Annotated in this window: 15 protein-coding genes, 1 tRNA gene and 1 pseudogene; all 17 read right to left on the bottom strand. The window is 68.6% G+C overall.

Translation table 11 applies throughout. From position 1 onward, the window contains the following. Positions 1-8 precede the first annotated feature (8 nt). Positions 9-1,913 (bottom strand): NPCBM/NEW2 domain-containing protein, encoded by a 1,905-nt coding sequence (locus sphst_RS02105; protein WP_031395082.1) that lies wholly within the window; start codon positions 1,911-1,913, stop codon positions 9-11. Continuing rightward, complete coding sequence (locus sphst_RS02110) at positions 1,910-4,570, bottom strand: glycoside hydrolase family 3 C-terminal domain-containing protein (protein ID WP_442800372.1); 2,661 nt, start codon at positions 4,568-4,570, stop codon at positions 1,910-1,912. Before sphst_RS02110 ends, sphst_RS02105 begins: the two co-directional genes overlap by 4 nt. A gap of 53 nt (positions 4,571-4,623) precedes the next feature. Continuing rightward, on the bottom strand, positions 4,624-6,567 hold the full coding sequence (locus tag sphst_RS02115; RefSeq protein WP_199848888.1) for a sialate O-acetylesterase: 1,944 nt from the start codon (positions 6,565-6,567) through the stop codon (positions 4,624-4,626). Positions 6,568-6,590: 23 nt separating this feature from the next. Next, entirely contained in the window at positions 6,591-6,923 is a 333-nt protein-coding gene (locus tag sphst_RS02120; RefSeq protein ID WP_031396285.1) for a hypothetical protein, read from the bottom strand. A gap of 334 nt (positions 6,924-7,257) precedes the next feature. Beyond that, positions 7,258-7,333: transfer RNA gene (locus tag sphst_RS02125), tRNA-Phe, on the bottom strand. Positions 7,334-7,386: 53 nt separating this feature from the next. Then, positions 7,387-7,560, bottom strand: coding sequence for a DNA gyrase inhibitor YacG (locus sphst_RS02130; RefSeq protein WP_081877796.1), 174 nt, complete (start codon positions 7,558-7,560; stop codon positions 7,387-7,389). After that, positions 7,560-8,516, bottom strand: a complete 957-nt coding sequence (locus sphst_RS02135; RefSeq protein WP_107045076.1) for a ribonuclease — start codon at positions 8,514-8,516, stop codon at positions 7,560-7,562. Before sphst_RS02135 ends, sphst_RS02130 begins: the two co-directional genes overlap by 1 nt. After that, on the bottom strand, positions 8,509-9,078 hold the full coding sequence (locus sphst_RS02140) for a Maf family protein (protein ID WP_107045077.1): 570 nt from the start codon (positions 9,076-9,078) through the stop codon (positions 8,509-8,511). The genes sphst_RS02135 and sphst_RS02140 overlap by 8 nt, the downstream gene beginning before the upstream one ends. A gap of 45 nt (positions 9,079-9,123) precedes the next feature. Continuing rightward, positions 9,124-9,342 carry a translation initiation factor IF-1 gene (gene infA, locus sphst_RS02145; RefSeq protein WP_031441079.1) on the bottom strand — a complete coding sequence of 73 codons (219 nt, stop codon included), beginning with the start codon at positions 9,340-9,342 and terminating at the stop codon, positions 9,124-9,126. Between the two features lie 156 nt (positions 9,343-9,498). After that, positions 9,499-10,971 carry a DNA methyltransferase gene (locus sphst_RS02150; protein WP_107045078.1) on the bottom strand — a complete coding sequence of 491 codons (1,473 nt, stop codon included), beginning with the start codon at positions 10,969-10,971 and terminating at the stop codon, positions 9,499-9,501. A 176-nt stretch (positions 10,972-11,147) separates the two neighbouring features. Further along, a complete protein-coding gene (locus sphst_RS02155) occupies positions 11,148-13,304 on the bottom strand; it encodes a sodium-translocating pyrophosphatase (RefSeq protein WP_031394171.1) in 2,157 nt (718 codons plus the stop codon). Positions 13,305-13,395: 91 nt separating this feature from the next. Next, entirely contained in the window at positions 13,396-14,289 is an 894-nt protein-coding gene (thiL, locus tag sphst_RS02160) for a thiamine-phosphate kinase (protein WP_107045079.1), read from the bottom strand. 108 nt (positions 14,290-14,397) lie between these two features. Further along, a complete protein-coding gene (nusB, locus tag sphst_RS02165; protein ID WP_031396492.1) occupies positions 14,398-14,853 on the bottom strand; it encodes a transcription antitermination factor NusB in 456 nt (151 codons plus the stop codon). Between the two features lie 215 nt (positions 14,854-15,068). Further along, positions 15,069-16,365, bottom strand: a pseudogene (hisD, locus tag sphst_RS02170) (histidinol dehydrogenase). Beyond that, positions 16,362-17,027, bottom strand: coding sequence for an ATP phosphoribosyltransferase (gene hisG, locus sphst_RS02175; protein WP_031396494.1), 666 nt, complete (start codon positions 17,025-17,027; stop codon positions 16,362-16,364). Before hisG ends, hisD begins: the two are co-directional and overlap by 4 nt. Positions 17,028-17,125: 98 nt before the next feature. Next, complete coding sequence (locus tag sphst_RS02180) at positions 17,126-17,605, bottom strand: RcnB family protein (protein ID WP_031396495.1); 480 nt, start codon at positions 17,603-17,605, stop codon at positions 17,126-17,128. 148 nt (positions 17,606-17,753) lie between these two features. After that, positions 17,754-18,629 carry an alpha/beta fold hydrolase gene (locus sphst_RS02185; protein WP_107045080.1) on the bottom strand — a complete coding sequence of 292 codons (876 nt, stop codon included), beginning with the start codon at positions 18,627-18,629 and terminating at the stop codon, positions 17,754-17,756. Positions 18,630-18,742: the final 113 nt, after the last annotated feature.

Here is an 18,742-nt window from a genome sequence, read left to right on the forward strand (position 1 = left end):
GTCGCAGCCTATCGCAGCAGCGCCGCCTCCGCCCAGGCGACGGGCTGCGTCGCGGTCGAGGTGCTGCCGCGGGCGACGAGTTCGACGATCCGCACGCCCTTGATGTCCGCGCGCAGCGGCGCGGCGGCCATGCCGAACGCCATCGCCGGGGAGGTCGCGAGCAGGCGCCCGTCGCCCCAGACCTCGAACGTGATCGTGCCTGCCTTGGGGGTGCCAGAATCGTTGACGCCGACCTTCGTTGCGAAGCGCGTGAACCCGGCGTTGCGCACCTCGAGACGCGACTGGCCGAGCACGCCGAGCCCCGTGTCGAAGTCCGTCCCGGCGATCCGCAGCAGCTTGCCATAGGGGGCCCGGTCCGCCTCGGCCCCGCCCCAGCCGCCATATTGCGGATGCTCGCCAGGCCCGTGCGTGCCGATCCAGGGGGTGATCGAATGGTGGATGGTTGGATCGGCCTGGGGCGACGCCACCCCGTCGACCGCCGGATTGACGCGTCCGGTCTGCTCGGAAAGATAGAGCCCGTCGGCAAGGCGCCGTATGCCCGCGGCGCGGAACACGCGCGTCTCGTGCGGGGCCAGCGACAGGGCCATATCCTTGCGGAAGCTGCTGTCCGCCTTGCTCCACAGGTCGCGCAACCGGACATCGGTATCGGGGCGCAGCTTGAGATGCTCGGCGGTCAGCGTTGCCTTGGCGGGCTGCGCGGTCCGGTTGACGACCGCGACGCCCTTGCTGCCGTCGGCCAGCGTCTTGACGAGGATCTGCACCTCGTCCGAGTCATAGGCGAGCACCGCCTGGTTGCCGGCCGGGTCCTGGTTCAGCGCGACGATGTCGGCATTGCCGAAGATCGCGAGCAGATCGGGCGTCAGCTTGCGCAGGTCATAGCCGATGATCAGCGGCGAGGTCAGCATCGCCCAGAGCGTGAAATGCGCCCGCGCCTCGACGAGATGGCTGCGATCGAAATCGCCCGACCCGACGAACAGCATGTCGGCGTCGTTCCACGACCCGGGATGCGCATAGAGCGCACGGTGCGTCACGGTGTCCATGTTGGTCAGCATGCGCGGCCAGAGCGGCTGGATGTCGTCGCTGGTGCGCGAGGTGTTGCCGACGTCCTTGCCCCAGGCGCGCACGTCGCCCGCGCCCCAGAGACACAGCGAATAGACATAGGGCCGTCCCGCCGCCTCGGCGCGGATCGCCGCCCCGACATCTTCGTAGAGACGGCGGATACCCGCGACGTCGGACTGACCAAGCGACTGCATGTCGACCAGCGGCGGCAGCGCGCGATACATGCCCGATCGCACGCGCGGCGCGTCCGCGGGCAGCCCCCGGATACCGCAGGCATCGACCTTGATGAAATCGAAATTCCAGTCGCGGAAATAGGTCTTCATGTCCTGATCGACATGGCCGTAGAGCCCGACTTCGCGTTCGGCGACGCTGCCTTCGGGCTGGTTCTTGAAATCCGGGGTGTAGATCTGGCCGCAGCTGTTGCGGCCGATGTCCGAATAGATCCCGGCCTTCAGCCCCATCGCGTGGAGCCGGTCGGTGAGCGGGCGGAAGCTGGTGTCGGCGCCGGTCGCCGCAGACGGGAAATGGCTGGTGCGGATGATCATCCGCCCGTCGGGCTGGCGGCGCTTCAGCCACCAGCCATCGTCGATATTGACGTAGCGATAGCCGAGTGTTGCCAGCTTCGTGTCGACCAGCGCCTGCGCGGAGGCGAGCACCTTCTCCTCGTCGACATCGCTGTTGAACGCGTTCCACGAATTCCAGCCCATCGGCGGGACGGGGGCGTGGCCATCCGCGTTCGCGCTCCACCGGCCGGTCGCCGCAAGCGGATCGCGCGGGGCGGCGTAGGCGGGCGAGGCGGGGGCACCGGCGAATGCGAGCGCGGTGCCGAGCAGCAGGGCCGAGCGGGCGATCATAGTGGCAACGCCGCGGAGGCGCGCGTGGTGAAGCTTGTCGTCGCGCCCGGAACGCCGGTGCCGGGCTGGCCCGACCCCAGCGTCACGCGGTACGTGCCGGCAGCGACTGATCGCGTGCCGTCGAGCGCGACCGAACTCAGGTCGCGCGGCGACAGGTCGAAGCTGAGCATGCGGGCTTCTCCGGGGTTGAGGTCGACGCGGCGAAATCCGCGCAGTGCGATCCGCGGCGTGCCGGGCCGGTCGGGGAAATCGAGGTAGAGCTGCGCGACTTCGGCGCCTGCGCGCTTGCCGATATTGCGGAGCCGCGCGGTGACACGGATGCCGGTCTCCGCGCCGCCCGGCGCAGGTTCGACCCGGATCGCGTCATAGGCGAAGCGCGTGTAGCTGAGCCCCGCCCCGAACGGATAGACCGGCGTGCCGGTGAAATAGCGATAGGTACGTCCGGCCATCGCATAGTCGCCGAACGGCGGCAGATCCGCGACGCTGCGGTAGAAGGTCAGCGGCAGCCGGCCCGACGGATTGGTCCGGCCGGTCAGGATATTCGCCGCGGCGAGCCCGCCCTGTTCGCCCGGATACCAGGCCTCGAGGATGGCGGCGGCATGATCCCTGGCCCAGGCGAGATTGATCGGGCTGCCGTTCATCGCGACCAGCACGATCGGCTTGCCCGCGGCGCGCGCCTGTTCGAGCATCGCGATCTGGTCGGCCGGAAGGTCGAGCGCGGTCTTGTCGCCGCCGGCGAAGCCCGGGACGCTGACGCCGGTTTCCTCGGCTTCGAGGTCGGAGGTGAGGCCGACGACCGCGACGACGATGTCGGCCGCCGCGGCGGCGCGTTTCAGCGCGGCACCGGGATCGTCCGATACGCGTTTCCAGACGAGATCGACACCGCCGCCGTCGACCTCGATGCGGTAGCGTCGCCCGGCGGTGAGCGTGAGCGTCTTCATCCCGGGCAAATCGTTCCAGCGGGCCTTGCGACGGTCCGACACGACCACCCCGTCGACCGCCAGCACGCCGCCCGCCCCCGACAGGCCGAGGCGATAGCTGCCGGTTTCGGGGGGGATGAGGAATCCGGTCCGGATCGTCCGGTGCACGTCGGCAACCCCGGCCAGCGCGAGCTGACGGTCGCCGACATCGGGCTCGATCCGGGTCACGACGGGGGTGTCCCGATAGCGCACCCCCGCGACGATCGCGTCGCGCGTGCCGGGGGCAAAAGCGGTCGGCAGCGGGGTGACCGGGTTGTAATAGAGCGCGAGCACGCCCGGTTTGCCATCGGGGGTCTGCAGTGCGGAGGTCGGAACGCGGTCGCCGTCGGTAACCGATTCGCCGAACGGGACGAGCGTGATCCGCTCGGCGCCGAGCGTCGTGCGCAGACCTTCGAGTATCGAGACCGGCGGTCCCGACAAGGGGGATGCGTAGTTGCCGCGCAACACGCGCGTCGCGTCGCCCAGTGGCCCGATTACCGCGACCTTCGTCCCGGCGCGCAGCGGCAGGACGCCGTCATTCTTCAGCAACACCATTGACCGTTCGGCGGCGGTCAGCGCGAGGCGGCGATGCTCGGCGGCACCGACCGCGTCGACCGGCACCGCCGCGGGCGCGTCGGCCAGACCGGGCAGATCGCCGGTGCGGTAGCGCGCCGCGAACAGGCGGACGAGGCTGCGGTCGATATCGGCCTGGGTGACGAGGTCGCGCTGCAACGCGGTGCGATAGCGGGCGTCGAGCCCCGCCGTGTCGCTCAGCGTATCGCCGCTGCATTCATTGTCGACACCCGCGCGCAGTGCCGCGGCGACCGCGGCGGCGCCGTCGGGGGCATATTTGTGGTTGTCGGCAATGTCCTTCACCGCATCGCAATCGGACACGACATAGCCCGAAAACCCCCAGGCACCGCGCAGATGCGTCTTGAGCAGCGGGTCGCTGGCACAGGCGGGCTGACCGTTGATGCGGTTATACGCGCACATGACCGACCCCGCCTGTCCCTCGACGATCGCCGCGCGGAACGCCGGCAGGAACGTATCCTCAAGGTCGTGCGCGGAGACATAGACATTGGCCTGGTGTCGCGTGGCTTCCGGCCCGCTGTGGACGGCGAAATGCTTTGGCGTGGCGATGACCTGCGGGCGCTCGGGATCGGGGCCCTGCAGGCCGCGGACGAAGGCGACGCCCATCGCCGCGGTCAGGACGGGATCCTCGCCATAGGTTTCCTGCCCGCGCCCCCAGCGCGGATCGCGGAAGATGTTGATGTTGGGGGACCAGCTGTCGAGCCCGGTACCGATATGGCCGACCCGCCCGGTTTCGCGCGCGAGCGTGTGAAGCCCGCGGACCTCGGTGCTGATCGCGCCGGCGACCGCCTGGACGAGCGGCGCATCGAAGCTGGCGGCCAGACCGATCGGCTCGGGAAAATTGGTCGTCGCGATCGGCCCCAGCGCGCCGTGGAGCGATTCCGTCCACCAGTTATAGGCCGGAATGTCGAGCCGCGGGATGGCGGGCGCGACGTTGAGCAGCTGGGGCAGCTTCTCGTCCGCGCGCAGCTGCGCGACGAGCGCGGCGGCCATGACCGTGGCCTGGTCGGGCGCGGCCGGGCTGGTCTGTGCGGCGACCGGGGCCGCGACGAGCGCGATTGCAAGCGCAAGCGACGGGCCGATCGCCGCGCGCCGGGTGGGCATCATAGTCGTGCGCATCATCGTCTTCCCCATGCTCGCAGGACGCCGCCGCCGGCGCATCACGATATCGGTGTTTCGAACGGGCCGACGGGCAGCCCTGCATCGTCGACCAGATTGATCGCGGGCGCGTCCGACCAGGCATAGCGGACCCGCGTGACGGGCTGGCCGTCGCCGGGCAGCGTCACCTGCGAGCCGACGACCGTGCCGGAGGCGTAGCGACAGCTTGCGGCGGCGGCACCGCACAGCTCGAACCCGATCGCCTCGCGTGCGCTCTTCGCGTGCAGCGCGCCGGTCACGCCGGAAAAGTCGAGCGCGACGCCACCGCCGGCCGCGCGCTGCGCACGGGCGATGGCCGGGCCCGAGGGTGCGATCCGTTCGCCATAGACCGCCGCCCGCATGACCTGGGCAAGCCGCTGCCCCACCGCATGTTTTTCGCCCGGATGGATGTCGAGTGCATCGCCGATGTCGAGCGTGACCGCGACGCCGGCGTGGCGGTCCGCGGCGGCGACGCGACGTTGCGCATCGCGCACGGTGGCCCAGCCGCTCTCGCCTGGCGCAAAGGACGGTGCGCCGTAGCCGGCGAGCTGGGCGATCGCGAAACCGGCCTGCGGGCTGCCCAGACGCGTGCGCCAGTCGGCGATCAGCGCGGTGAGACGCTGGTCATAGCCCGGAATGCCGGTGTCGGACTCGCCCTGATACCAGGCGATCCCGGCGACGCGCGTCCGGCCGAGCGGCGCGATCATCGCATTGTAGAGCGTGCCGGCGCCGTTGATGTCGTCCCACGGCACCCGGGGGGCGGAACCCGCGATCCGCCGCGCCTTCGCATAGCGCCAGCCATCGCCGAGCGGCACGCTGCTCCCGTCCCCGAAGGTGATCCGCATCGTGTCCGCAGGACCGGTCATCCCGCCATAGGCATAGACGTCGTCGTCGTTGACGGTGATGACGTTGCGCCCGGCCTTCAGCGTGCCGACGGGCAGCGCATAAACGCGCGATTGTGAGGCGAGGCTGCTGCCGCCGACACCGATTCCGTTGACCCAGGTCCGGTCGGCATCGTCGATCGTCCCCAGCACGAGCGTGGCGGGACCGCGCGCCTGTTCGGCGGTGATCTTGACGCTGCGCTGATACCACAGCATGCCGTTGTAGCTGGCGAGGTCGGCGATGCCCCAGGTCTCGAAATTGGTCATTGCGGGCACCGCCTGCCAGTCGAGCGTGGCGCCGGGCTGCCACGGCTCGCGTCCGACCGCGTCGCCCGATCCGGTCCGCCACCATGTCTCCCACAGCGTCATCGCACGCCGGTTCGCCGCCGCGGGATCGCGGGCATAGAGCGCCAGCAGATCCGCCTGGTCGCCGAGCCCCGCCTGCCGCAGCGCGGGGTCGCTCATCCACGCGCTGATCCGCGACCCGCCCCAGCTCGAATGGATCGCACCGATCGGCACGGCCGCGCTCCGCCGCAGCGCCTGCGCCATGTAGAAGCAGGCCGCGGAGAAGGCGGGCTGGCTCGTGGGGCCGGCGACGGTCCAGCGCACCGCATCGTCGAGCCGCGCGACGGGCGTCGCGGCGGCGCGCTTCGGGATGGTCAGCAGGCGCAGGCCGGCGTCGACGGGGGCATGCGCGTCGGGGATCAGGTCCTGCGCCTCGCTGACCGCCAGTTCCATGTTGCTCTGGCCGGAGCAGAGATAGACATCGCCGATCAACACATCGTGCAGCACCGCCGCACCGCTCTGCGCCGCGATCGTCAGATCATAGGGACCGCCGGCGTCGAGCGCGGGCAGCTCCGCAGCGAAGCGGCCTGCTCGGTCCGCTTTTCCCGTGACGGAACGCCCCGCCAGCGTGATCATCACCGTTTCCCCCGCCGCCGCCTCGCCGGTCAGCGCGATCGGCTGACCTCGCTGGATCACCGCGTGATCGGTCAGCACGCCGTCGAGGCGCGGGGCGGCCAGCGCGGCGGACGCGCTGCTGGCGAGAAGGACGGCGATGGCGAGACGCACGGGCAGGCGTTGCATGATTCGATGGGTCCTCTGGCAGGTCAGACGGGCTGGAGCCCGGAGCGAACGAAACGGTGGATACGATCGCGGTGGTGAGGCGCGCTGGCCACCAGACGGTGTGTCGGGGCGTCGTTTTCGATCGAGCCGGGCATCACCGCCGTGCGTGCGCGGAGGCTGACGACTATGTCGTTACCAGCGCCCTCTATCGCGGGCAGGGGTAGCGTGTTGCTCTGAATGGCAATGTCTTGCGCGAAGGCGGGCAGCGCGCAGGTCAGCGCGGCAACGCTGATCACGTGCGCGATTGCAGGGCCACGGCGGGCGAGCGTCGGGTTTTGGGCCGCAACGGTGGAAGCAGCAGACGTCGTCGAGCCCATCCTGACCTCCCCTCATGGGTCGCATTGCCTCATCGTGCGTGAGGCATGGGCGACCGAATTGCATGTCTCCGACTTCAGAGGGAGATGTGCAATTTAGCATTTGCGATAGCGCTCACACTAACCCGGATGTCGGGCTTTGCAAGTATTTGTCCGAGTGAAGTCAAAACGGCTCACAAATGCCGGAGCGCCATGCGATCTGAAGCACAATTGACAAGACTATGGGCTGGATGGCCGCCCGGGCGAGGCTGGACCATGAACGGCATGATGCGGCGGCTGAACGCGCGTGGACGCCTGCCGCAAAGTTCGGTTCGGCGTTGCAATATCAGAGGAAAAATGGTGCCCGGAGACGGGGTCGAACCGCCGACACTGCGATTTTCAGTCGCATGCTCTACCAACTGAGCTATCCGGGCATCGTCCGATCGGGATCGGATGAAGGGCCGATCGTGCGATCGGAAGGGCGCGTTTAGTCGGGCTCTTCACCGCTGTCTAGCCCCGTTTGCGATATTGCGCGGCCGGGGATGCGATAGCCTTCACCGAGCCATTGCAACAGGTCGCGGTCGCGGTGCCGGCTGGAGCAAAAGGGGGCGTAGTCGGGGACCGCGGGCTGGCCGCAGATCGGGCATTTCACGGCGGGCATCAACGGCTCTCCAGATCGTGGACGACGCCCGTACGACGGGCGAGCGTCGCCAGCCAGTCGGGGTGCGCCATGAGGCGGGCATGGACCGCGGCGGGCAGCGCATGGCGCCGCGGGGCGGTCGGCGGGGTGCGCTCGAGCGTGCGCAACGCGGCGCGAGCGGCGGCACCGACGGGATCGGCGCGCAGGATCTCGGGGATCGACGCGCGGGCGCGCGGGCGGATGATCTGCAGGAAGCCGAAGCCGTTGACCGCGGTGCGCTCGAACGGGGGCGGCAGCGTCGCGTCGATCGCGGCTGCGACGGCGTTGCGCTGCGCCTTGCCGGCGATGGTGGGGAAGTCGACGCCGATCGAGCCGCCGATACCGTGGCGGCGGATCGCGCGCGCGACCGCATGTGCCGCGGCGACCGCCAGCGGGTCGAGCGGGGGTGCGCCATCGACATCGAACAGCGTCATCGCCGGCGTCGGGGACAGCCGCAATGCGCCGAGCGGGAAGACGATCTCGCCGCTCATCGCCTCGTCGAGCAGTTCGGACCAGCCCGCGGCTTCGAGTGCATCGGGCTCGTGCGCGCGCGGGGCGTGGATCGGCAGGCCGGTCGCGACGAGACGGTCGTACAGCGTCGGCGCGGCGCAGGTCGGTCGGTCGGTGGCGTTCGCCTTGGCGAGCTTGGCGCGGCCGGCCTCGGGCAGTGCCTCGCGGACGATCTCGACGGTCAGGCTGGCGCCCTGCGTGATGCCGGGCGGGAGGTGGCTGACCAGCGCCTCGCCGCCGTCGAGCGCGACGCGGCCGCGCCCGCCGCCCAGCGCCTCGACGAGGTGCGCGCGCGCGACATGGCCGACGCGCAGCGCCACGTCGTCGCGCTCGATTAGTGCCTCGACGATCTGGTCATTCTCGACCAGCGCGGCGCGGTCTTCGCCGATGCCGGCTTCGTAGAGCCAGACGGGACCGGGTTCAGGCAAGCGCGAGGCCGGCGGTTTTCAGCAGCGCGCGGGTTTCGAACAGCGGGAGCCCCACGACCCCCGAATGGCTGCCCGAGAGAAAGCGCACGAACGCCTCGGCGCGGCCCTGGATCGCATAGCCGCCCGCCTTGCCGAGCCCTTCGCCGCACGCGACATAGTCGTCGATCTCGGCGGCCGAGAGCGGCTTGAACGCGACGATCGTGTCGGCGAGGCGGGTGCGGACGGTGCCGGCGGCGTCGATCACGCAGACCGCGGACAGGCAGTGATGACGTCGCCCGGACAATTTGCCGAGCAGGTCGCGCTGGATGTCAGCCGTATCGGCGGGCGGCAGGATGCGGCGGCCGAGCGCGATGGTGGTGTCGCCGGCGATGACGATCTCGCCCGCCGCGCGACCGACCGCGCACGCCTTCTCGACCGCGAGACGCAGCGCATAGGCGCGCGGCACTTCGGCCCGGTGCGGGCTTTCGTCGATATCGGGGGACGCCACGCGCGACGGCACGACGCCGAGCCGCGCCAGCAGGTCGCGGCGGCGGGGCGAGGAGGAGGCTAGGACGAGCACAATTGCCTCGATCTTGCTGCACGACCGCGGACGACCCGCGGCCAGCGCTTATTTGAAGCGGTAGGTGATGCGACCCTTGGTCAGATCATACGGGGTGAGCTCACACAGCACCTCGTCGCCGACCAGCACGCGGATGCGGTTCTTGCGCATCTTGCCGGCGGTGTGACCGAGAATCTCGTGGTCGTTTTCGAGCTGTACCCGGAACATCGCGTTGGGGAGGAGTTCCACCACGCGGCCGCGCATCTCGAGCAGTTCTTCCTTGGCCAAATATAATCTCTGAATTGGGGGAATTTCGGGACGAGCGCCCTTACCGCAGCTTGGCGAAAAAGGAAAGCACGCCCGAAAGGCGCGCATGGCCCTTATGCCCATACGCGCCCGTCAGACCTGGATGTCGGTGCTCGCCGCGTCCGAAACAAGGGCGCGTCACAGCAGCCCGGGCTGTGTGCCCGTGGCTTCGCGCGCGGCGCGGCGGAAGGCGGCGCGGTCGACATTGGGGATCCGCGGCCGCTTGCCCTGGAACAGGTCGGCGAGCGTCAGGATCTGAAGTCGCGGGAACGTCTCGTCGACGCCCGCGCGATAGATGCCGACCGCAGCGGCGCGGCGCTCCATCTCGCGCGTGGGCCTGGCGTTCATGATCAGCACGCCGATCGGCGCCTTTTCGCGCGCGATCGTCGCGGCGAGCGTCTCGACCATCGTCACATCGGGATTGAGCCCACCCTTGACCGAGACGATCGCACGGTGCGTGACCATCTTCCCCGCAGCTACATCGTGATCGTTGAAATAGATGAGCCCGTCGATCCCGCCATCCGCGCCCTTCTTGCGGCCGCCAAAAGGGAGCGCATCGACCAGCGACACCGCCCACCACTGAAACTGGTATTTGTCGCGCAGCGCCAGATCGCGTGCGGAGGCGAGGTCCTTGGGGGTGCCTTCGATCGTGAAGGTGACGCGGGGAAACGCGTCCTTCATGCGTTTTTCGATCAGCGAAATGGCGAGATGCGTGATGTCGATCCCGATCCATTGCCGGCCCATTTTCTGCGCGGCATGGACCGCCGTGCCGCAGCCACAGAACGGATCGAGCACCACGTCGCCTTCGTTCGACGACGCGCCGATGATGCGTTCGAGCAGGGCCACCGGCTTCTGGGTCGGATAGCCGAGACGCTCCCGCGACACCGGGGCGATGATAGGAATGTCCCATACGTCGTTCATCGCGACGCCTGGCGACGTGCCGCTTTCCTGCGTGGGATTGCGGGTTCCGTCGGGAGCGAAGGTCACTTTCTGCATCGCCCCGCGCCAACGTTTGATCGAACTCGCCGACGGGGGCATCGTCAGAACGTTGAACAGATTGCCCGTTTCGGTCTTACTGTAGAACAGCAGGCAGTCGTGCATCCGTTGAAAGCGGTGGGAGACCGTCGGCCAGCGCCGATAGCTCCAGATGATCTCGTTCTGAAACTGCCGTTTGCCGAACGTCGCGTCGAGAAGTTTCAGATAGTGGCTCGCGGTCGGGTCGCAGTGGAGATAGAGGCTGCCGGTCGGTTTCAGGACGCGGTGCAGTTCGAGCAGCCGGACCGCCATCATCGCCAGATACGCCATCATGTCGTTGTCGCCGAGAAACCCGCGCATCGCGTTGAGCAGGTCGAACGCCTTGGTGTTGCCGCTGCGCGCGACCTGGTCGAAGGCCTCCTCGGCGCTGTCATTCCAGTGCCAGCTGTCCTCGAACGCCTCGATCTGCGCGTTCGAGGCGCGGCCGTCGGGTTCCTTGAACAGGATGCCGTAGGTCGCGTTCGAATTGAACGGCGGGTCGAGATAGATCAGGTCGACGCTCTCGTCGGCGATCTCCTTGCGGAGGACGGCGAGATTGTCGCCATAGAAGAGGTGGTTTTCGGGGCGGTTGCGCATCGGGGCAGGATGCGGGGGCGCAAGCCGGTCCGTCCAAGCCAGATGCATCCGCGGGACGGTCTATCGGGTCCGTTACGGCGGTATCGGCGGGGGAATGTTACGGAGGGGGCAACGCCTGCCGCCCCCTCCGTCAGGCTGCGCCTGCCACCTCCCCCTTGCGGGGGAGGATCGTCGAGTCAGCCCACCCCGCCGCCGGCCAGCGCGGCGAGCAGCAGCAGCGCGACGATGTTGGTGATCTTGATCATCGGGTTCACCGCGGGGCCCGCGGTGTCCTTGTAGGGATCGCCGACGGTGTCGCCGGTCACCGCGGCCTTGTGCGCCTCGGATCCCTTGCCGCCGTGATTGCCGTCCTCGATATATTTCTTGGCATTGTCCCAGGCGCCGCCGCCGCTCGTCATCGAGATCGCGACGAACAGCCCCGAGACGATCACGCCGAGCAGCATCGCGCCGAGCGCGGCGAAGCCCGAGGCCTGGCCGGCGACCGCGGTGATGATGAAATAGACCGCGATCGGCGACAGCACCGGCAGCAGCGAGGGCACGATCATCTCGCGGATCGCCGCCTTCGTCACGAGATCGACGGTGCGCGCATAATTGGGGCGGCTGGTGCCGAGCATGATGCCGGGATTGTCGCGGAACTGCGCGCGGACCTCCTCGACGACCGCGCCCGCCGCGCGACCGACCGCGGTCATCCCGAACGCGCCGAACAGATAGGGGAGCAGCGCGCCGAGCAGTAGCCCGACGATGACATACGGATTGCTGAGGCTGAAATCGACCGTGACCTGCGGGAAATAGGTTGCGAGGTCAGTGGTATAGGCGCCGAACAGGACGAGCGCGGCGAGCCCGGCCGAGCCGATCGCATAGCCCTTGGTCACCGCCTTGGTGGTGTTGCCGACCGCGTCGAGCGCATCGGTCTTTTGTCGGACGTCGTCGGGCAGGCCCGCCATCTCGGCGATCCCGCCGGCATTGTCGGTGACCGGGCCGTACGCGTCGAGCGCGACGACCATGCCCGCCTGGGCGAGCATCGCGGTGGCGGCAAAGGCGATGCCGATGATCCCGGCGAGCTGGTAGGCGACGATCACCGCGACGACGATGACAAGGGTGGGCAGCGCGGTCGATTCGAGGCTGATCGCAAGGCCCTGGATGACGTTGGTGCCGTGGCCGGTCTCGGATGCCTTGGCGATCGACTGGACCGGGCGGTGGTTGGTGCCGGTATAATATTCGGTGATCCACACGATCAGCCCGGTGACGACCAGCCCGATCATCATCGACCAGAACAGGTCCATGCCGGTGAAGCTCTGCGTCAGCGAGGGCGCGGCCCGGGTGGTCAGGTCGTCGGTCGCGGGATCGAGATAGCCCGCGCCGCCGATCACGCGGTGGAGGTCGCCGAGCACGTACTGCGTGGCGAGGTAGATGGCGGGAATCGACAGGATCGTCGAGGTGAAGAAGCCCTTGTAGAGCGCGCCCATGATGCTGCCGCCGCCGAGCCGGACCATGTAGGTGCCGATGATCGAGGTGACGATGCACACGCCGCCGACCAGCAGCGGGAGCGTCATCAGACGCATCAGCTCGGCGCCGCTCGCCTGGATCAGCAGCGCGATCGAGATCATCGTGACGCCCAGGGTGACGACGTACGTCTCGAACAGGTCGGCGGCCATGCCGGCGCAATCGCCGACATTGTCGCCGACATTATCGGCGATGACCGCGGGGTTGCGGGGGTCGTCCTCGGGAATGCCCGCTTCGACCTTGCCGACCAGATCCGCGCCGACGTCGGCTGCCTTGGTGAAGATGCCGCCGCCGAGCCGCGCGAAGATCGAGATCAGCGAGGCCCCGAAGGCGAGCGCGGTCAGTGCCTCGACGATGATCCGGTCGTTGGGCGCGTGACCCGCGGGACCGGTCAGGTACCAGAAGAAGGCGCTGATCGCGAGCAGCCCGAGCCCTGCGACGAGCATGCCGGTGACCGCGCCAGAGCGGAACGCCATGGTCAGCCCGGCCTGGAGCGAGGTGCGTGCGGCCTCTGCGGTGCGGACGTTCGCGCGGACCGAGATGTTCATGCCGACATAGCCCGCAACGCCCGACAGCACCGCGCCGATGACGAAGCCGATCGTCGAGATGACACCGAGCGTGGCGAGCAGGATGACGGCGACGATGACGCCGACGATCGCGATGGTCGTGTACTGGCGGCCGAGATAGGCCTTTGCGCCCTCCTGGATGGCGGCGGCGATGTCCTGCATCTTCGCGTTGCCGGGGGATGCGGCGAGCACCTGCCGACTGGTGACGAAGCCATATAGGACGGCGATGACGCCGCAGATCATGGCCAGATAGACGGTCGTCATACGGCACTATCCCTTTTTTCAGTTCCTCCCCGGTCTCGGCTTTGCCGAGTCCCGATTGGTCGAGCCTATCAGTGCGGGAACATTGCGCAAGTTATGCGGAGGGGCGGTGTTCGTAGCCAAGGCTGGCGGGCAGCGCGACCGGCTCGCCCGAGTTGTGGAGCGCCAGTCCGGCGCCGGGCGCGAAACTGCCGATCCGGGTGGCGTGGGTCACGAAGTCTTTCGGTGCGGCGAACAGCAGTTGATAATCGTCGCCTGCGGTCGCCGCCGCGATCCGATCGCCCGAAAAGGCGCGATAGGCGGGCGACAGCGGAATGCTGGCGAGGTCGATCACCACCGCGAGCCCGCTCGCACGCGCCATTCGCCCGGCGTCGATCAGGAGGCCGTCGGACACGTCCATCATCGCATGGACGTGTGGCGCGAGGATGCGGCCGTCGGCGAGGCGGGGCTGCGGGCGCCGGTATGCGGCGAGCAGTTCGGGGGGGCCATCCTTGCCGCGCGCGATGGCGAGGCCAGCGCCCGCGTCGCCGATCGTGCCGGTGACGTAGAGCGCATCGCCCGCCTTCGCGCCGGCGCGGGTGGGGGCGGCGGCGTCGCTGCCGAAGGCGGTGACGGTGAGGATGCGGGGCGCACCTCGGGGGAGGGTGACCGTGTCGCCGCCGATCAGCCGCGTGTCATGGGCCGTAAGGATGTCGGCGAGGCCTTCGAGGAACGCGCGGTCCCATGCGTCGTCGCCGAGGGGGTAATTGAGCAGGATGCCCTCGGGGACCGCGCCCTTGGCGGCGAGATCGGAGAGGTTGGTCGCGACGAGCTTCCACGCGACATCCTGCGCGGGGTCGGTGGGGAGGAAATGCAGGCCCTCGACCAGCGTGTCGGTGGTGACGACGAGGGGCCCCGCATCGAGCAGCGCGGTGTCGTCGTTCAGGCCGCGCGCCGCGGGGTGGAGCGGGAGGCGGCGCAGCGCGGCGATGAACTCGGCTTCGGTCATGTCCTCCGCCAATACAGCAGCGTCATCCTGACGAAAGTCAGGACCCAGAGTAACGAACGCTCCGTCCTGTTACTCTGGGTCCTGGGTCAAGCCCAGGATGACGATAGATTACGCCCGGACCTCTTTCGCGATGCCGTCGAGCAGGCCGTTGACGAAGCCCGATTCGCGCTTGTCGTAAAAGGCGTGCGCGACGTCGACATATTCGCTGATCACCGCGGCGACCGGCACGTCCTTGCGCGCCAGCAGTTCGTAGGTGCCGACGCGGATGATCGCCTTCATCGGCTTGTCGAGGCGGGCGAGCGTCCAGCCCTTGGCGAGCTTGCCCTCGATCAGCAGATCGATCTCGCCGCTGCGGGCATTCGCACCGGTCACGAGGTCGTCGAAGAAATCGACGTCCGCCTCGGCATATTCGACGTCTTCGATCGTCGCGCCAAGCCGGTGCTGGTGGAATTCGTTGAGCAGGACGGGCATCGCGGTACCTTCCATCTCATGCTGATAGGTCGCCTGGACGGCGGCGAGTCGCGCGGCGGCGCGTGCCTTGGTGCGGGGAGCGGTTCTGGACATAAGCGGTTGCCTGTACGCGCGGGGGGCTTGCGTGTCAGCCCTTCGCGTTTCTTACGCGTGGGGGGAGTGAAGAAGATTGGTTCGCGCGGAGGCGCGGAGGCGCGGAGGTGTCGACCTTACCGCGCAGCGGCCCTCCAATAACCCGCTGGTGAGGATCGGGGCGGCTGCGCCGCGTACAACATCTCCGCGCCTCCGCGCCTCCGCGCGAACAAAAATCAGTGGTTGAGGCGAAGCCGCAGCGCGACTGATTTTGCATGGGCGGGCAAACCCTCGGCGTTGGCGAGTGCGACGGTGGCGGGGCCGAGTTCACGCAAGGCGGCTTCGTCGAGTGCGAGGAAGCTGGTGCGCTTCATGAAGTCGAGCACCGACAAGCCGCTGGCGAACCGCGCGCGGCGGCCGGTCGGCAGGACGTGGTTCGGGCCGGCGACGTAATCGCCGATCGCCTCGGGGGTGTAGCGGCCGAGGAAGACCGAGCCCGCGTGACGGATGCGGTCGAAAAAGCCCTGCGGGTCGGGGATGGCGAGCTGGAGATGCTCGGCGGCGAGCCGGTCGACCAGCGGGATCGCGTCCGCCAGCGTATCGACGACGATGATCGCGCCGTTCGCATCCCAGGCGACGCGCGCGACCGCCTCGGTGGCGAGTTCGCTGAGCTGGCGATCGACCGCGTCGGCGACCTTGTCGGCAAACGCCGCGTCGTCGGTGAACAGGATCGACTGGGTGGTGACGTCGTGCTCCGGCTTGGCTGAGCAGGTCGGCGGCGGTCCATTCGGGATCGTTGAGCGCGTCCGCGACGACGACGATCTCGGAGGGCCCTGCGACCATGTCGATGCCGACGACGCCGTAAACCTGGCGCTTGGCCTCCGCGACCCAGGCGTTGCCGGGGCCGGTGATGACGTCGACGGGCGCGATCCGGCCGGCGCCGTAAGCGAGCGCGGCGACGGCCTGCGCGCCACCGACGCGCCAAACCTCGTCGACGCCCGCGAGATGCGCGGCGGCGAGGACGAGCGGGTTGATCTGGCCGTCCGGGGTCGGCGTGACCATCGCGAGCCGGCCGACGCCTGCGACCTTGGCGGGGATCGCGTTCATCAGCAGCGACGAGGGATAGGCCGCGCGACCGCCGGGGACATAGATGCCCGCGGCGTCGACCGGGAGCCAGCGGGCGCCGAGCCGGACACCCGCGGAATCGACCGAGTCGCTGTCGAGCGGGCGCTGCTTCTCGTGATACGCCCGGATGCGAGTCGCGGCGAGTTCGAGCGCGGTGCGCAGCTCGGGCTCGAGCGCGTCGAACGCGGCCTTGCAGTCGGCGGCGTCGATCTGCCAGCCGGTCGTCTCGAGGTCGTGGCGGTCGTGCTTCTGCGTCAGGTCGCGCAGTGCGGTCTCGCCGTCGCGTCGGACGGACGCGATGATCGCGGCGACGTCCTGCGTGACGCCTGCGTCCGATTCGCGGCGATCCTCGACGAGCGCGGTGAAGCGGTCGGCGAAGTCGGCGTCGGTGGTGGAAAGGCGGATCATGCGGCCTGCTCCTGCTCGACGGCGCGGCGGAACGCCTCGACCAGCGGGACCACCCGTGCGCGCGTCTTCATCGCGGCGCGGTTGACGACAAGGCGGCTGGTGACGTCCATGATCCGCTCGACCTCGACCAGCCCGTTTTCCTTGAGCGTGCGGCCCGACGAGACGAGGTCGACGATACGCGGCGCGAGGCCGAGCGTCGGGGCGAGCTCCATCGCGCCGTTCAGCTTCACGCATTCGGCCTGGACGCCGCGGGCGGCGAAATGCGCGGCGGTGACGTGCGGATATTTGGTCGCGACGCGGACATGGCTCCAGCCGCGTGGATCGTCCTTCGCCGCCATCTCGCTGGGCTCGGCGACCGACAGGCGGCAATGACCGATGCCGAGATCGACCGGGGCATAGAGTTCGGAATAGCCGAATTCGGCGATCACGTCAGAGCCGACGATGCCGAGCTGCGCCGCGCTGTGCGCGACGAAGGTCGCGACATCGAACGCGCGGACGCGGATCAGCGAGATGTCGGGGTCGTTGGTCGCGAAGCGGAGCGCGCGGCTGTCCTCGTCCGAAAACGCCGCTTCGGGATGGATGCCGGCGCGGGCGAGCAGCGGCAAAGCCTCGGCTAGGATACGTCCCTTCGGGACGGCGATGATGATCTGGGAGTCTGGCACGCGCCGGGCTTTACGATCGGGCTGGGGAGGGTGCAACCGGATCGCCCCGATCGCCACAACAATACGGCCCGGGATCGCTCCCGGGCCGTCGTGGCGCCTCAGTAGAAGAAGCCGTTGTTGACCTGTGCGACGCGGCCGTTGCGCGTGTCGACCAGGACGACGTCGCGGCCATAGCGGACCCAGCGCTGATAGCCGAAGCCCGGGCGCGGCAGGCGATAGGTCTGGTAGTCGTTGATCCAGTAGTTGCGGCCGTAATATTGCGGCGCGAACCGGTGGCCGACATTGACCGGACGATATTGATAGCCGCGTGGGCCGACATAGGCGGGGCGGCGATAGACGTTGGCGTGGCTGCGGCGATAATCGCGCCAGTCCTCACGACGCTCCTGACGGTCTTCGCGCAGCTCGCGGCGCGCTTCGCGCACGTCGCCGCGGTCGCCGTAGCGGCGCGCCTGCTGGAGTTCGCGCTGGCTCTGACGCACTTCACGGTCGCTGCGACGGACTTCGCCATAGCTCTGCGCGCTGGCAAACGTGGGGACCAAGGTTGCGGCGGCTACGGCCGCGAGGATGATCTTACGCATAATGCTCTCCTGTCTTCGACGCCGTATCAAACGGCATGACAGGGGATTTGCTCCCCGGCCGCTGAACGGTTTCAGAATGTGCTGGTCAGGATTCAGACAGGTGGCGGTCAGGCGTACCTCCACTGCCGTCATCCTGACAAAGGGGGAGTCAGATCCCCCAGCGGCGCATTGCGGCGATCACCGCGTCGGGTTTTTCCCAGGGGACGAAATGGCCCGCATCGACCTTCTCGATCGTCAGCTCGGGGACATAGTCGGCAAGATCGAGCTGGCTCGGCAGCAGCGCGGTGTCGCGCATGCCCCAGATCACCAGGACCGGCATCTTCATCGGCGGGAAGGGTGCGTCGAGAAAGGCGGGGCGGGGCGGTGTCTCGTCCATCGCGGGGACGACGATCGCGCTGGCGCGGTACCAGTTGAGCATCGCGGTCATCGCGCCGGGCTGTGACCATTCGTCGAGATAGGCGGCCTTGTCCTCGCCCGCGATCGCCTGCGTCACGTGATGCGCGAAGGTCGAGCCGAGGAACTTCTCGAGCCCTGTGCCGGTGAGGCCCTGGTCGATGCTCGTGTCGCGGAAGCGGCGGATATACTGGCTCGCCTTGCGCTGTTCGGGATCGTCGAAGATCGTCCGCTGGAAGACGAGCGGGTGGGGCGCGTTGACGATCACCAGCCGTTCGATCCGATCGGGATGCTGGAGCGCGGCCATCCAGGCGACCGCGCCGCCCCAGTCATGCCCGACCAGCGTGAAGCGGTCGATCTTGAGCTGATCGGCGAGCGCGAGCAGGTCGGCGACGATCTTGTCGGGGGTGTAATTGGCGACGCCCTCGGGCTTCGACGAGCGCGCATAGCCGCGCTGGTCGGGGGCGATGACATAATGGTCGCGCGCGAGATCGGGGGCGATGTGGCGCCAGGTGCGGTGCGATTCGGGGAAGCCGTGGAGGAGGATGACGGGCGGATGCGCCGGATCGCCGCTGATCGCGACGTCGAGGTCGACGCCGGTGGATAGTCGGAGGCTCTGCAGCTCGGTCATGTCTCTCTCCCGCGTGGTGCCCCGGATCTGGCCGGGGGTCGATATGGTCTCCACCGATAGGGGGAGTGTGCGGTACCGCGCAGGGCGGGACAAGGGCCGGATCCATTTTGCGA

It is taken from the genome of Sphingomonas sp. STIS6.2 (genome assembly GCF_000732685.2).
Taxonomy (GTDB): domain Bacteria; phylum Pseudomonadota; class Alphaproteobacteria; order Sphingomonadales; family Sphingomonadaceae; genus Sphingomonas; species Sphingomonas aerolata.